The organism is Bilophila wadsworthia ATCC 49260, from assembly GCF_000701705.1.
Lineage (GTDB): Bacteria > Desulfobacterota > Desulfovibrionia > Desulfovibrionales > Desulfovibrionaceae > Bilophila > Bilophila wadsworthia.
In genome coordinates this window covers 15,019-28,798 of sequence record NZ_JNJP01000010.1, presented here as the reverse complement: position 1 = coordinate 28,798, position 13,780 = coordinate 15,019, and the positions used below count along the sequence as shown (strand labels likewise).

Sequence of the window (13,780 nt, the reverse complement as noted above, 5' to 3'; positions counted from 1 at the left end):
CAGGAGTGACACGCGATACATCAAAACTGTAGCGTATCTGGTCGTATCTATTGCCCTCTTGTACTCCTGCATTCCCCGAAGGCCAAAAGGCTCCACTCGATCCTCCCTGATTATTGTGTCCAGACCAATCACCGCCTACAAAGGTTCCCCAAATCGTCCTGATTCCATCTCCCTGAAGCTGGCCAAGCGCTGCACTGGAATGCGCCACGGTGCCGTAATGTGTACTCGTCTGTGAACCTTGGCCGCGCAGGAATATCCCCCGGTAGTCCGGTACGGTCGAGCCGACAATCCCGACCAGTTCCGGATAGACTGGAATGTCCGCTCAAAAATCTAAACAACACAGGGGTATATCTACGGCTTGATATGACATGCAACCCCGTGTAGATTTCCCGTCGGGACTTCCCTGTTCAGTCACCAGCGGGGGAATACAAGGAGGTTCCATGCCACCATGTACGGATTCATCCGTATGCTGGCAAAGGCCGCTGTTTGGGCTGCCCTTGTCCGGCTGTTTAATTGGCTGATGGACGAGTTCCTGAGCTAGAAACAGCCCACTGGACAAAGCAACGCCCCTAACAGTGGACTAGACTGTTAGGGGCTGTTCAGTGGGAATTATGTGTTCCTGCTAGGGGAGTCCCGAAAAAGACCCCGCACAATGGGACGGTAGGTGTTACAGCACTTGCCGTCCCTCTTGCGTTTTAAGATAAGGCGATTCGGAAAGTTTGGCAAGTCATCTGGCCCGGATGAGGTAGCGAACTGCCCGGTTCACCGGGCGCGTCTCTACCGCTGTATAACCGGATTCCCAAGCGTTGGCGAGATCGAACCGGAGTTTCCTTGGGAAGCTGTGACCGGAGTTACTTTTTTTAATTGTAACATCGTATTCTGATTGATTTGGTATGGAAAATACTCCTGTCGCCCAGCAGTTTTCAAAACTTTTCCAAAAATGCAATACGCTCTCAGTTGTTGGATGCTTTATGGCATCTCCTTGTTTCTCTCCCAAACTGGCGCTGTTTCCACCAACTCCCCGCAAAAAGTATCCCCGATAGTCAGGGACAGTCGCACCCACCAACGCGGCCAGTTCCGGATATACTGGAAGAGGACATGAAAAATTAGTCATTTCACCATAATAAAATGGCACATGCTATACTCGTCGCTATTGGAATGACGCATGTGGCGTCATCTCCTGACAAAAGAAATGCCCTAAATGAAACTCATTCAGGGCAACTGATATCCGACTTATTTCAAATGCTCTCCCGATAGTTTTTTCTTTCTGGAATTATACGCCCTCAAAACATTTTTCTGTAACTTTTCCATGAGATTACCACAAATCAACTTTTGATCGGGAGCATAACCACACAACTTTTTGTATTCATCCATGGAGATGCCATGGGACAACAAATGCCTTGCCGTCAGGTTCTGAACTTTCCTACCGCACAGGCAGCACTCTACGAACTCTTTTCCAATCGCTTCTTCCGGCTTCGCCACCAAATTTCGTCTCGTGTATTTCTTCTTGGGTTGAGCTGGAGGCATATCGGTTTCTGGTTCCGATACCGCATCTTGAGTTGTCTCAATCTTTGCAGACTCGGCAATATCCTCAACCATATCTCTTTCGGCAAGTTTACCATTGGCCTCAATAAGACCAGCCTTGAAAATTGTAAATTGCTCAAGGATAAAATTGAAAGGTTGTTCAGGATACCTTTCCATAATCAGTTTCAACAATTCTGAATCCTTAATCATAATACCCTCTCTTCATACCAAGAACGTTTTGTCTCTATAGCATCAAAACTTGTTTTTCAAATATCTTTATGTGAATACGTTAACTCTGTCCAGTCATACCAATCGTACCTATTCAAAAAATAAAAGGAAGCACATCATGGCTACAGTCCGGTATTCAATACGCAAGAAAAAATGGATCGTAACATGGAAATCACATGGAACATCCCTCCGACACGAATGCGACTCGGAACAGGCAGCCCTGACGTTCTCCCAAATACAAGAAACCATTTTCCACAAGGAACTTCTTCTCAGGACTCCAAAGAGGCAAAGGAAGTCCATCTCCGTAAGGGAACTGTTCGATCTGCACTTCCTTCGTTGCTCCAAATCTTCAATTACCATCAAACAGGATATGTACCACGCCAAACCTCTGCTCGACTTCTTTTCCCGCCGATCCTCTCTGTCCATCACCCGAGCCGACATCTCGGCATTCTGCTCAATCCAGAAACAGGCCGGCAAGGCGCAGTCCACGATCCACAGACGAACCTCGCTGTTGCGCTCGATCATGAACTGGGGATGGCGCGAGGGACTCCTTCCCGAACAGATCGAACGATGGTCGATTCCCAAAGGGAAAAACAGGCGAACGCCTCCTCCAACGATTTCGGAACTGTCGGCTCTTCTTCATGCGGCTTCTCCCCATATCCGGAGGGTCATCCTGCTCGGCATCTACACGGGCGCTCGCGTAGGTCCAAGCGAACTTTTTTCTCTGACCTGGGACGACGTGGACCTGGCTCATGGCGTAATCAGTATGCCCAGCGCCAACAAAGGCGGCAGACTTGCGAAAAGAGATGTCCCGATCCGGAAGGAACTCCTGCCGCTACTTGCACAATGGCAACGCCAGGACGGAGACTGCCCTTACGTCATTTCCTGGGCGGGGAAACCCGTCCGCAAGATTGGTTCGGCCTGGAAAACAGCGATTCGCAAGGCGGGTATCCGCCCTTTTAGACCATATGACTTACGCCATGCCTATGCCACCTATGCCATCCGTTCCGGAGCCGATCTCAAAACCAGTGCGGAAATCATGGGCCATGAATCGGCAAGAATGATCCTTGATGTGTACGAGCATGTCGACTGGGCACAAAAAGTCAAAGCCATCGAAGCCATGCCGGACTTCTTCGGGTCATCCTTGAGCCTCCCGCAGAGCCTCCCGCAGAACCTCCCGCACAAGCGGAATGTTCCAAAGAACAAGATAAACGACGACGGCGCACGCCAGAGAGTAGGGAATGCCGTATCCGTATTCCACGACGGGGAAGACCTTTCCTATTCGAAAATCGAACAGCAGCACGATCATCCAGCGAATGAATACGCTGAACATGAAGGAGAAACCGAACAGCACTATCCGCCAGTCCTTCAGCAACACGCCAAGATAACAAGCGGGAACAAGAACAATCTTTCCCAGCAGGCAAAACAGGAAAAGCTGAAACAGAAAGTCCAGAACAGCCAAAACGCCCGGATGTTCCCCCAGCCAAAATATCCCGCAGATGAACAGGACTATCCCTCCAAGTCCAGAACCGATATACATACGACCCCTCCGTATACGGGGGCACCCTTCCGGGATACCCCCGGTTAAACCTCAAGCTATCCGCAGCTCCTTAAGTTTCCCGTTGGGACATCTGTCCCTGATGATCCGCATCATCTCCTGGAACGAACAGGTTCTTGGCGTCTTCTCGCCCGGCAGCAGAAACGTACAGGATTTGACAGTCTTTCCCTTTTGCCGATAAGTATCTTCACAACTCCGCATCTCTTATCCTCATATCGCCGGGTGCGGGTTCAGCCCCCTGCCGCTCCGGTTACGACAGGGGGCACTTGTTTTAATCAATGGCCGCACGAATTACTTCGGCTTCAGGGTGAAGCCGCATGAACTCGTAAAGCTGAATGTACTTGTCGCTGAAATAAGGGCCTGCCTGTTCCGCAAAGACGTTGAGCGCGTAAAGCGTGGCCACGATGCCGGCAGCATCGGGAGACATTTCTCCATCGAAGTAGTTTCCGGGCCATACCAGGCGCATCTTGCTCCCATTCTCGGGAGCGATGTAAAAGCCGCCGTTGCTCAGCTCGTAAAACTCCCAGAATCCTCCATCATAGTCTCCGCACAACCTCCTCATCCAGCCAAACACATGCCGTTCAAAGCTCAGCATGTACTTGGGTCCGACATGACGGCTCCAGAAGTTCAGGCGGTCCTCATCGGGAACCCTCGTTGCCGTAATGACTTCAAATTCAAAAGACTCCATTGTTGTCCTCCCAGACTGCGAGTTTCTTTCCTGGAGTTGAGACCTGCCTTTCAGACAGAACCCCTCCGAGGCCTTTCACCAAAAGGAGAAGGCCTCGGAGGGGTTCTGCTTCAAAGGCGTCTCAACGCCGGAAAAAAGAAGATTTGAGGAAAGCGGGCTTGCTTCCGTGACTGAACGACCAACGGGAGTGAAGGCGCGGAAGTTGCGCGTATTCGCGCAACCCTTTCCTTCCCCTCCTCTGCTCCCAAGGGTCGGGTCTGCTTCCGTGACAGAGCGAGTCTTCGAGCGATGGCGCGGAAGATGCGCCCACTGGCGCACCCTCATTTATATAAATATATATTCATATAAATATTAAAATAATGATATTTATATTTACATAAATATATAAATACGATATGCTATACTGACTTACAAGGAGAATTGCCATGTATATATGCGCCATAGGCAATCAAAAAGGGGGCGTGGGGAAAACTACGACCACTCATAATCTGGGCGTCTTTCTCGCTCGAAAGGGCAAACGGGTGCTGCTGGTTGACCTCGATGCACAAGGCAATCTCAGCGATGCCTGCGGTCTTGAGCCTCAAAAGATTGAGAAGACTGTCTTCGATGTGCTGTCCGGTGCTTTAAGCATTGCCGAAGCCAGGAGACCGTTAGAAGACAAACTCGACCTTCTTCCTGCCAATATCCGGCTTGCGGAAGCGGAGATGGCCTTTGCCGGGCGCATAGGCCGGGAGAACCTCTTGAAGAAAGCCCTGGTATCGGTCGCCGCCAACTATGACTATATCCTCCTGGATTGCCCTCCCTCTCTAGGCCTGATCACGGTCAACGCGCTGAATGCGGCCAACGGCCTCCTCATTCCCGTTCAGGTCGAGTATTATGCGCTGGCGGGACTGGCTCTCATCCGGCAAACAGTGAGCATGGTGCGGGAACTCAATCCGGGCTTGGCTATCCTCGGCCTTGTGCTGACGTTTTTTGATTCACGGAAAACGCTCAACAAAGATGTGGCCGCAGCCCTCTCGGATGAATGGGGAGAAGCCATCTTATCCTCTCGCATCAGGGACAATGTGAGTCTTGCGGAAGCGCCGAGCAACGGGCAAGATGTTTATCGGTACAGGAAGAACAGCTATGGCGCGAAGGATTACGCCGCCCTTGCTGAAGAATTCTTGAAGCGAACGGAGGGATAAGATGGGGCTCGGAGAAAGAGGAAAAGATAAAGTAAAAGAAGCTGCCGCCCCGGAGTTATTCCGAAAGACGGAGCCTCTTACAGATATACATAATAATATAGATACAAAAATATATAAACCTGTAAAAGCAGATACACATAAATCTGTACCCGAAAGAAATGATCAGCGGAAATTATTCAATTTTTCCTTTTCACTTTCGGAGCGCCTCCGCAAATGCGCCTATGAAACACGGCGTAAGGAAGTGGAAATCGTCCGGGAAGCCTTGGATGAATGGCTAAAAAAACACGATTACTAGGGAGGTCGGATGTTGCAGACAAAACACTTCAAGCGGTGCATTCAAACCTTGGATGCGTCGTTCGCCCTCCTCAAACAGGCCGAAGCGGGCAGTGTGGAGTACGAGGTCTATCGCAACGCCACCATCAAAGGCTTTGAGCTTGTTCTTGAGACAGGAGGCAAACTTCTAGGAAAATACCTCAAACAGTTTTTCATATCCCCCTCTGAAGTGGACCGGCTCTATTTTAAAGATGTATTACGCCACGCCGCCAAGCATGGCCTGCTCACCCCGGATGAGGCCAGCCGCTGGTTCACCTACCGGGACAACAGGAACCTTACGGCACACGATTATGGGGAAACTCTCGCGGAAGAAGCCCTCAAGCAAGTGGAAAACTTCATAGAAGACGCACGGGTACTTGCACAACGACTGGACGAAAGAGATGAAACCGCATGAACTTTTTCTTGATCCCGAGATAAAAAAAGACGTATGTGCTCTTCTTCGCACCTTCGTTCCTGCTGCGCAAGTCTGGGCGTATGGCAGCCGTATTTCAGGAAAAGCGCATGAAGGAAGCGATCTTGATCTTGTTCTGCGCAATCCCTCCGCGCTTGATAACCCCAGCTCGGAAATCGACCGGCTTAGAACGGCATTCCGGGAAAGTGACATTCCCATTCTGATCGACGTTCACGACTGGGCTCTCCTGCCGGAAGAATTTCAAAAAGAAATAGCTACCCGTTATGTCCTTTTGCAATAATCGCGGGAAAACGCCTAAAAGGGAGGGGAGCACCCACAGTGCGCCCCTCCCTTTTAAAACCTATGCAAGGTCCCGGAATATGGACAGTGATGCGTTACCCACGTTTCGCTTTCCAGCGATTCCATCCCCATGCACCAATTAAAACGATAAGTCCAGCCAGTACAGCCGACGCCCACTGTTTTCCACTCCAGTGCAGAGGATTCCATATTCCATCCATGAGGCCTGTTGCCAGGTAGACGCCTATGGCATAGGCCGGAAACTGGCCCACGAATTTCTTCATCATGGCTATCGCTCGCTTCTTCAGTTTCTAACACTAGATCTCCTGATCCAGTGCTGCTTCGATGGCATCTTCCTCATCAAGGGCATCCTCTCTGAACGCCCCGCACAATTCAGCCTCATCAGGATCAAATTCCACCTCGTGCCCCGGCACATCCAGTTCCGCACACTTTGCATCCAGTACCTCCCGTGCCGCCGTATCCTCGTCTGGGCGCTGATACTGTTCCCTGATCCACTTTTCCGCCTGTTCCTGAGTCACTTCGCGTTCTTCCATCATCGTTCCATTCCTTCGGAGCGGGACCGCTCCTGTTGCTTATTCCGTTCCAGTTCCTTGACCTTTTCCGTGATCGCCTTCTCTATCGCCGGCTTGAGCTGCCGCTCGACCGCCGCCATTCCGAATTTGCTTTTCGTCCCTAAATCATTGAAGTCCGTAAACCCCGCACAATCCTTTTCCCGTTCTCCGGGTGCGAAAATGGGGAAGACAGCCTTCCCCCCCACGGCCTCGGCTGCCATTTCGGCCTTTTCCCGCCCTACATTCCGACGTACCCTGGGATTATCCAAAAGATGCTGATCATCATCGCCGGCGACGATCACCGCCTTGTCAGGATACTTGTCGTGCAGGGCCTTCGCAACAGCCATCAGATTCCCAGAGTCGAACGCGGCCACGACCGGAGCGGCAATGCCATCAGAGATGCTTCCCGCCGTAGCGTAGCCCTCGGCGATAACTATGGCCGGGGCATTGCGCAGGGCGTCCATGCCTCCTCCAGCTACTGTGAAGCACCCCTCCTTACGGCCATTCTTCGCAAACCGCTTCGTCCCGTCCTCCTGAATGTACTGCATGGTCCAGAGCTTCCCATCGACATCAAACGCCGGAATGCAGGTGGTCTTCCCGTCCTCACCAAGGAAGACGCCCTTTCTCGCTCCCAGCCCCTTCTTATTAAGATAGGGCGTGTCCACATTCTCCCGCATGGACGAAAGCTGTCCCGCAACTCGCTGCGCTGTGTTCTCCTGCTCCTGCAACTGTGCCGCTGCCCGCTCAGCTTGTTTGCGCTCACATGTCGCCTTGAACGCTGCCCGATCCTGGGTACTCAGAACGGCTCCTTGCGATTTCCAGCGGATTTCCTCGCCCGTCCGGTTATTTTTGGCATAACCTGCTGGCCGGCCATCCATATGGCCAACATAGAATCCTGACTGCGCTCCCTCGCGATCTCCCTCTACCTTGATCCTATGCGCTTTGCCGTCCATGACCGGATGCTCCCCTTCGATGACGCATCCAAGGCTCCGCAGTGTTTCGCCAAATTCTTCTCGTGGCGACATGGGAGGCATCTGCTGGGATTTGACGTTCTCCGGAAGCCATCTCTTCAGCTTTTCCATGTCACCCTTTGGGCCGACATACCAACTGCGGGCATCCTTGTCCCATTCCGCGCCGGCCTTTTTCGCCGCCCAGTGCTCCTGATACGCTACCGCAAGGTAGATGCGTTCCTCCGTCACAGGGTCCTGCGCCTTCCGTTCCTGCATGGATTCATCTCTCCCGAGCCATTTTCCAAACGGCTCCACGTCCTTTCCCTCAGGGACATACCAGCTTTTCTCTCTCCGATCCCACTTTGCGCCAAGGTCGCTGGCCGCATCCTTTTCCCTGTACGGAACATTCAGATATATCCGCTCCCGAACCTTCTCCGGAGATGACACTTCCCTCGATACCGTCCCTTCCTTCCGGGATACGGCATCTTGCACCTTGTCGTCCATGAACGGCGTGGCATCGGCAAAGGATTCCCGCTCGGTCTGTCTTTCCAGGCGCTGTTCCTGTGTCAACTCTAAATCCATGATGAAATCGCAAATTTTTTCAGCGTCAGCCGCCGCTCTGAAGATTTCACGAGGATCGTCCTGGAGCACCTTGATCCAGCTCTGGACATACGCGGCATGGGAATCGACGCTCACCCCAATACCTAACTCGGCAGAAAGCATCATGCTGCCGATCTCAGCCCGCAGCTCTTCCTTCGCATAGGAAATACTCCCAAACGGCCCGGACTCTCTGTTCAGCCTGGTCTCGTGTCCGGTCCAGTGGCCAAGCTCATGCAGCGCGGTCGAGTAGTAGCCCACTTCATCCGAAAACTGCGCCTTCAGCGGCAAATAGATGGCATCCTCTCCCGGCCTGTAGAACGCGCCGGCCTGTTTTCGGTTGACGATCTTCGCTCCAGAAGCCTCAAGGAGCTTCTCCGCTCTGGTCACATCCGCCCACCCCTGCGGCTTCTCAGGTGTGAGCAGCGGCTCCAGGCCTTCAATCTGGTCCGCATTGAACACGTAGCTGATGAAACTGCGCGGGCGCTCCAGTTGCACCTTTTCCTTGACCGCATTTCCGTCCGCATCCCTGACCGGCTTGCCGTCGTCGCCACGTACCGTTCGCTCCTCCTCGAACTTCCAGTAAATAATCGGCGTCCCCTTTTCGCCTTTCCTGACCTGTGCTCCGACGGATTGCGCCTGCCGATAGGTCATCCAGCGCGGATCGCCGTGGCCCTGCATCATGAGGTACAACATGTTGCCGCCGCGATACGGCTTGCCCGTCGTCGGATTCATGGGGCGTGAGCCGTACCCCCCGGCATCCCAGGGCTGTTGCCACGGTGCCGTGCCCTCCTTCAGCTTCTCGATCAGTTGTTCGGCCACTCGCGTATAGTGATCTTCTGACTTGGCCATAAACTACTCCCATGTGATAAGGGGTTTTAAAGGCGTACATATCGCATCGGCGCTCACAACGCCGAAATAGCGACTGTCGAAAGACAGGGGATGTTCGGACATGACCAGAGCCTCTTCATGCAGCTCGACGCTGCCATCCACGCGGGACGGGATGGATGGCTGTCTTGCGCTGTTCTCCAGAGGAATGCCGTTCACCCGCACGCGCTCATCGGAAAATGTAACATGGTCGCCGTCTAGGGCTGCAACCCGTTTGATCAGGTATCCGTACCGATGGGGACAGACGCCATAGGAAACAAGCCCGTGGTCTCGGCCATACCTGTTCACTTCGTTGTCTTCCGGACAGACGAGAACCAGATCTCCCCGATGTACGGGGCCATGCGTCTTCATGTAGATGCCTGGGGGAAAACTCTTCGTGGTGTTGATGACAAAAAAACTGGCCGTCACTTGGGCGAAAGCGAGAACCAGAATCGCGCTGCTACAAAGCAAAGGAAGTTTCGGCATCTTCGGCCTCTACTGTCTTTTGGACCGCCTTCTCCTTTTTGGGCACCATCGTAACATCCGTCCGCACGGGCGGATCAACGCATGAACGCTTCTGGAGCACGGGATCGAGGAAGTAAGGTATCTGAATGCCGCGTATTGCTGGAATTCCCGCGTAAAACAGCAGCATGTCCCCTCCCTCGATCATCACATCGCCTTTCATTTTCGGACCGCGCATACGCAGACATTCGTCCTCGGTCATCAATGGACGCGATACGTCTCTGTAGGTCTTTGTCATATTTGACTGGAACAGGCTCAACCGGCTGCCACTCATCGCAATTTCCGCATAGGATACCGTCGTCTGCCCTGTCAGTTGGGAAAGATACTTGGCTGTCTCAAGTTTCTGCGGCGTGAACGCCACCTGAATGTGGCAGTTCGAAGTAATGGCCTCGTTCTCCCCATATCCCTCTTCCCTGCTTCTGAGCTGCGCCAGATCCTGAGCGATCAGGTAGAACCGTATTCCATAGCCCGCCAGGAAGGCTAAGGACTTCTGGATGACTTCGAGTTTTCCGAAACTCGGAAACTCGTCGATGAGCATGAGCAGCTTGTGCGTATTGGGAGACTTGGCGCGACGTGACTCGCCAATCTTCTCATACGTCATGCCTGACGCGAGCTTGCGGCAGATCATCGCCAAAAGCAGACGAAACAGCGGCTTGACGCGCTCCTTATCGGTCTCTTCCGTAATAATATAGAGCGTCACCGGATCGGCATAATTCATCAGATCTTTGATGCAGAACTCGGAAACCGACGTATTTTTACTGATGATGTCGTCCCTGTAGAGGGCAACCGTATTGCGCGTCGTGCTCAGCACCGAGCCCCGCTCCTTCGTCGGCGTATTGATAATGTCCTGTGCACACTTGACTACAAGAGGATGGGACTCCATCTGTCCGGTGCTCTCGTTCTTCCGGTGCTTGTGCTCCTGCATTGCCTTCCAAAATTCGTCTTCGAGCAAACTCGATTCCGGAGTAGACAGAAGTGCATCAACGGCTCCCAGAGATGCGTCAAATTCCCGGTTCTCTTCCCGTAAATACAGCACATGGGTTATGAGACCTGTCAGCAACGAACGACATAAGTTCGTGAAGTGTGCGGAAGAATCCCCCCCGTCCAGTCCCTTGCCGTTTGGATCAGCAAGCAGCGTGGCAAGATTCTGGATGTCTCCCGTCTCATACTTCGTCTTGAGCCTGACCTCATCCAGAGGGTTCCATTTGACTGACTCCGGAGAAGCCGGTTCAAAGCGCAGCACCTTCTGGCCTGCGTATTTCTGCCGCCAGCCGGCGGTCAACGCCCAAAGCTCCCCCTTCATGTCGGTGACGACGCAGCTCCTCATCCACGTAAGCAGCGTAGGAATGACGAGACATACGCCCTTGCCCGAACGTGTAGGAGCAAAACACAGGACATGCTGGTTTCCGTCATGTCGCAGGTAACGCTTTTCCCGTTTTCCCCTCCAGCCCCCCACAAATACGCCTTCGTCGGTCATCAGTCCCGCATGTTTCACCTCCTCTTCCTCGGCCCATCTTGCCGAACCGTGCAGGTACGGATTCCGCTGTCCGGTATTCGCGGCAACAAGACGAACAAACAGGCTCATAAGCAAAAGGACACCAGAAACGAACAACCCAACCGAGCCCGCTCCTATGAACATCCCCGGTGCGGCATCATACGCCATGCTTCCCCATACGAGTATGCCCCAAGGGGGATAGATGCCATTGACTTGAGGGCCAAGGAATTCGCCGTATCCATACTGATGGGCAAAAACCTGCGTCGCCACGCTCAGGCCGGCAAATAATGAGAACAGGACGAATAACCGCTGTTTCCAACTTCCGCCTCTCTGCTCCTGCATGACGGCAGGTTCCGCATTCCGCTTTTTCATGCCGCGCCTCCTAACGCTCCATGCCGCTGTCCATGTCTCGTACTTTCGACTGGCTTTTCGTGACTGCCTGCGTTTTGCGCCCGGTAACTCCGAAAAGTCCCTTCAATTCAGCATCGCCGTGAACGGCAACCTTATCGAGGTGCTTTTCCGCAAAATGTTTGAGCTCCCGAATTTCCCGGGGAGTCGGGTTATTCGGTATGAGGATTCGCCCATCCCGCTCCCGGATATTCCCTGAAAAAATGCGCGTTCCCTTGCGCGTGACGACTTCCGGCATCCCCAGCGGTTCCTTTTCAATACCGCTGAGATAACCGCCCTCTTCCCTCCCCGAAGTTTTCCGGGAACATAAAAGGGCCAGAGCTTCCGACGATTGCGGATTCCGTTTGTCGCGGCTTGTTTCACGCAACCAGTCCATCCACTGATCCTTTCTTGCCTGTTGCCGCAACTTCTTTCGGCTCAGATAATAAAGGATCATCTTGTTCACACGCCCGCTCGTCATCTGATTGATCAGGAAGTTTCTGAGCCTGAAGTCTTGCAGGGCACTGTCAAACATTTTCTGTCTATCTTCCTGTATTTGCTGCCTGTTACCGGAAGACTCGGCCTTTTCCTTCTGAAAGGCACGCCATAATTTTTCATGACCTCTCGCAAGGGGTTTTCTTCGATAAACCTTGGCTGTCATAACGAGATTTTCATGATATTCTTCGAAAGATCCAAGACGCATTTCAAGATTTTTTTTGGATAATCCCCTATCCACGGAACTGGCTTTCACATGAATCTTATCGGACACGAAGACAAAACCGTTGCCCCGCGCCCGTAGAGAAAGCCCATTCTCCAGACACACATGATGGAACTCCTTCCAGCTTTTGGCATTCTGCAAATCAGACAGACAATTGCGCTGTATCCAGCCAGTCAGGGACTCCAGGCCTCCTGCCTTCTCCATACTGGTCGCCACGCTTGGGCGTCCCCTGTTCCGGGAAGTATGGTTATCGACCTCAAGCCCATACTCCTTTTCAAGCTGCGAGCATGTTCTGGCCAGCGTCTTATAGTCATAGTACGGTTCATGAATCCTTAATGTTTCTGGATGGATCTTGTTGATAGCAACATGCAGATGGAGGTTTTCCGTATCGCCGTGCAAAACGGAAATACGCTGATGCTCGCCATAGCCAAGATTCTCACAAAAACGCTTTTCAATAGCGGTAATCGTGTCACGATCCGGACGCTCTCCCTCGCGGAAACTGATGATAAGGTGATATGTTTTATCGCTCTTTGCCTGTCTGTTTTCCGCCTGTACGGCCATCATCTCCAGGGCCGCACCCTCTACATCCGGGCTGTAGCATCCCGTTATCGTCACGTCCTGGACACGAGAACTGCTCTTCTTGTCCTCCAGGTACTTCGCCAGCCGGACGACTCGGCTTTTGGATGCGTTCCGCATGGGAATTCGGCGGGCTATCATATGTTATTTCTCAATATCTGTTCACAGACATAGGTCAATTTGGACATGGTTACTTCGATTTCACCCAGCATTTCGACGGTCTTTTTCTTGATTTGCTCCCCGGTATACCCGATAAGCCGCTCGTCATTTTTCAAGATCATCTTGAGAAGCCCTCCCGCCCTTGCCATGTCCGCTCGCGTTTTCAGCATCTCTTTTACCGCCTGCTGATCTACGCGGCTCTTCACCGGAAAATTGAGACCAACGCTTCTCAGATATTCCGAGGCGCTCACGCCTGCCGTCTCCGCCTGGCGTTCAATCAGTCTTCTTTCTTCAACGCTGCAATAGACTTTGATCGGCTGTAATTTCCGTCTCGGTGTTTCCATCGAAAGCCTCGCAGAGCAGGATGGTTGTTTCCCGTTGAGCACTCCGTGCGAATAAGGGGAACGTAGCGGGGGCGTAGGCCCACGCTACACATCCTGCCCTTTTTTCCTCGTCATATATTCTCCTTCCTTTTCCGGCAAACTCCCAAAAAAGGACAAAAAAAGAAAAAAACGGACAAGAACAGACAAAAACGGAAGAAAACTGATTTTACAGGAAAAAAACAGAAAAAAGAGGACAGGAACGGAAGGAAACGGACAAAAGCGGACAAAAAACGGACGAAAAAGGAAAAAAACGGAAAGGATACTTTTTTTGAAAATATATAAAAAATTTTCTTCCTACGCTACTTGCATCAATTTTTCCTCTTTTGTATCCTCATTTTGGGTCGAATCAGG

14 protein-coding genes are annotated in these 13,780 nt (G+C 52.3%); 5 read left to right on the top strand and 9 right to left on the bottom strand.

What is annotated here, in order from left to right:
• Positions 1 to 727: 727 nt before the first annotated feature.
• A complete protein-coding gene (locus T370_RS24865) occupies positions 728 to 1,135 on the bottom strand; it encodes a hypothetical protein (RefSeq protein WP_156034351.1) in 408 nt (135 codons plus the stop codon).
• A 98-nt stretch (positions 1,136 to 1,233) separates the two neighbouring features.
• Positions 1,234 to 1,734 carry a MucR family transcriptional regulator gene (locus T370_RS0106160; protein ID WP_029435128.1) on the bottom strand — a complete coding sequence of 167 codons (501 nt, stop codon included), beginning with the start codon at positions 1,732 to 1,734 and terminating at the stop codon, positions 1,234 to 1,236.
• Positions 1,735 to 1,783: 49 nt separating this feature from the next.
• Between T370_RS0106160 and T370_RS0106155 the strand changes: the two genes are divergently transcribed.
• On the top strand, positions 1,784 to 3,340 hold the full coding sequence (locus T370_RS0106155) for a tyrosine-type recombinase/integrase (RefSeq protein ID WP_156034350.1): 1,557 nt from the start codon (positions 1,784 to 1,786) through the stop codon (positions 3,338 to 3,340).
• Positions 3,341 to 3,581: 241 nt separating this feature from the next.
• Here T370_RS0106155 and T370_RS0106145 read toward each other — a convergent pair whose 3' ends face one another.
• Positions 3,582 to 3,998 carry an antirestriction protein gene (locus T370_RS0106145; RefSeq protein ID WP_029435126.1) on the bottom strand — a complete coding sequence of 139 codons (417 nt, stop codon included), beginning with the start codon at positions 3,996 to 3,998 and terminating at the stop codon, positions 3,582 to 3,584.
• Positions 3,999 to 4,423: 425 nt separating this feature from the next.
• Between T370_RS0106145 and T370_RS0106140 the strand changes: the two genes are divergently transcribed.
• Genes T370_RS0106140 through T370_RS0106125 form a run of 4 tightly spaced genes read left to right on the top strand, consistent with a single transcriptional unit; the run spans position 4,424 to position 6,207 of the window.
• Entirely contained in the window at positions 4,424 to 5,182 is a 759-nt protein-coding gene (locus T370_RS0106140) for a ParA family protein (protein WP_029435125.1), read from the top strand.
• Position 5,183: 1 nt separating this feature from the next.
• Positions 5,184 to 5,477, top strand: a complete 294-nt coding sequence (locus tag T370_RS0106135; RefSeq protein WP_029435124.1) for a hypothetical protein — start codon at positions 5,184 to 5,186, stop codon at positions 5,475 to 5,477.
• 9 nt (positions 5,478 to 5,486) lie between these two features.
• A complete protein-coding gene (locus T370_RS0106130) occupies positions 5,487 to 5,909 on the top strand; it encodes an HI0074 family nucleotidyltransferase substrate-binding subunit (protein ID WP_029435123.1) in 423 nt (140 codons plus the stop codon).
• Positions 5,896 to 6,207 (top strand): nucleotidyltransferase family protein, encoded by a 312-nt coding sequence (locus tag T370_RS0106125; protein ID WP_029435122.1) that lies wholly within the window; start codon positions 5,896 to 5,898, stop codon positions 6,205 to 6,207. The genes T370_RS0106130 and T370_RS0106125 overlap by 14 nt, the downstream gene beginning before the upstream one ends.
• A 313-nt stretch (positions 6,208 to 6,520) precedes the next feature.
• On the opposite strand, the gene T370_RS0106120 is transcribed toward T370_RS0106125, so the two are convergent.
• From T370_RS0106120 to T370_RS0106095, 6 genes are read right to left on the bottom strand one after another with little or no spacing between them, the layout of a single operon-like run.
• Entirely contained in the window at positions 6,521 to 6,760 is a 240-nt protein-coding gene (locus T370_RS0106120; protein WP_029435121.1) for a hypothetical protein, read from the bottom strand.
• Positions 6,757 to 9,174, bottom strand: a complete 2,418-nt coding sequence (locus T370_RS0106115; protein ID WP_029435120.1) for a zincin-like metallopeptidase domain-containing protein — start codon at positions 9,172 to 9,174, stop codon at positions 6,757 to 6,759. Before T370_RS0106115 ends, T370_RS0106120 begins: the two co-directional genes overlap by 4 nt.
• A 3-nt stretch (positions 9,175 to 9,177) precedes the next feature.
• Positions 9,178 to 9,675, bottom strand: coding sequence for a conjugative transfer signal peptidase TraF (gene traF / locus T370_RS0106110; RefSeq protein WP_034505891.1), 498 nt, complete (start codon positions 9,673 to 9,675; stop codon positions 9,178 to 9,180).
• Positions 9,650 to 11,578, bottom strand: a complete 1,929-nt coding sequence (locus T370_RS0106105; RefSeq protein ID WP_051643761.1) for a type IV secretory system conjugative DNA transfer family protein — start codon at positions 11,576 to 11,578, stop codon at positions 9,650 to 9,652. Before T370_RS0106105 ends, traF begins: the two co-directional genes overlap by 26 nt.
• 10 nt (positions 11,579 to 11,588) lie before the next feature.
• On the bottom strand, positions 11,589 to 13,007 hold the full coding sequence (gene traI / locus T370_RS22720) for a TraI/MobA(P) family conjugative relaxase (protein ID WP_162177134.1): 1,419 nt from the start codon (positions 13,005 to 13,007) through the stop codon (positions 11,589 to 11,591).
• Positions 13,008 to 13,024: 17 nt separating this feature from the next.
• Complete coding sequence (locus T370_RS0106095) at positions 13,025 to 13,390, bottom strand: plasmid mobilization protein (protein WP_051643760.1); 366 nt, start codon at positions 13,388 to 13,390, stop codon at positions 13,025 to 13,027.
• Positions 13,391 to 13,780: the final 390 nt, after the last annotated feature.

What these genes read in the sequence shown, in the direction of transcription:
- T370_RS0106160 (WP_029435128.1), bottom strand. Translation starts at nt 1,734, where the DNA reads ATGATTAAGGATTCAGAATTGTTGAAACTGATTATGGAAAGGTATCCT.
- T370_RS0106145 (WP_029435126.1), bottom strand. Translation starts at nt 3,998, where the DNA reads ATGGAGTCTTTTGAATTTGAAGTCATTACGGCAACGAGGGTTCCCGAT.
- T370_RS0106140 (WP_029435125.1), top strand. Translation starts at nt 4,424, where the DNA reads ATGTATATATGCGCCATAGGCAATCAAAAAGGGGGCGTGGGGAAAACT.
- T370_RS0106135 (WP_029435124.1), top strand. Translation starts at nt 5,184, where the DNA reads ATGGGGCTCGGAGAAAGAGGAAAAGATAAAGTAAAAGAAGCTGCCGCC.
- T370_RS0106130 (WP_029435123.1), top strand. Translation starts at nt 5,487, where the DNA reads ATGTTGCAGACAAAACACTTCAAGCGGTGCATTCAAACCTTGGATGCG.
- T370_RS0106125 (WP_029435122.1), top strand. Translation starts at nt 5,896, where the DNA reads ATGAAACCGCATGAACTTTTTCTTGATCCCGAGATAAAAAAAGACGTA.
- T370_RS0106120 (WP_029435121.1), bottom strand. Translation starts at nt 6,760, where the DNA reads ATGATGGAAGAACGCGAAGTGACTCAGGAACAGGCGGAAAAGTGGATC.
- T370_RS0106115 (WP_029435120.1), bottom strand. Translation starts at nt 9,174, where the DNA reads ATGGCCAAGTCAGAAGATCACTATACGCGAGTGGCCGAACAACTGATC.
- traF (WP_034505891.1), bottom strand. Translation starts at nt 9,675, where the DNA reads ATGCCGAAACTTCCTTTGCTTTGTAGCAGCGCGATTCTGGTTCTCGCT.
- T370_RS0106105 (WP_051643761.1), bottom strand. Translation starts at nt 11,578, where the DNA reads ATGAAAAAGCGGAATGCGGAACCTGCCGTCATGCAGGAGCAGAGAGGC.
- traI (WP_162177134.1), bottom strand. Translation starts at nt 13,007, where the DNA reads ATGCGGAACGCATCCAAAAGCCGAGTCGTCCGGCTGGCGAAGTACCTG.
- T370_RS0106095 (WP_051643760.1), bottom strand. Translation starts at nt 13,390, where the DNA reads ATGGAAACACCGAGACGGAAATTACAGCCGATCAAAGTCTATTGCAGC.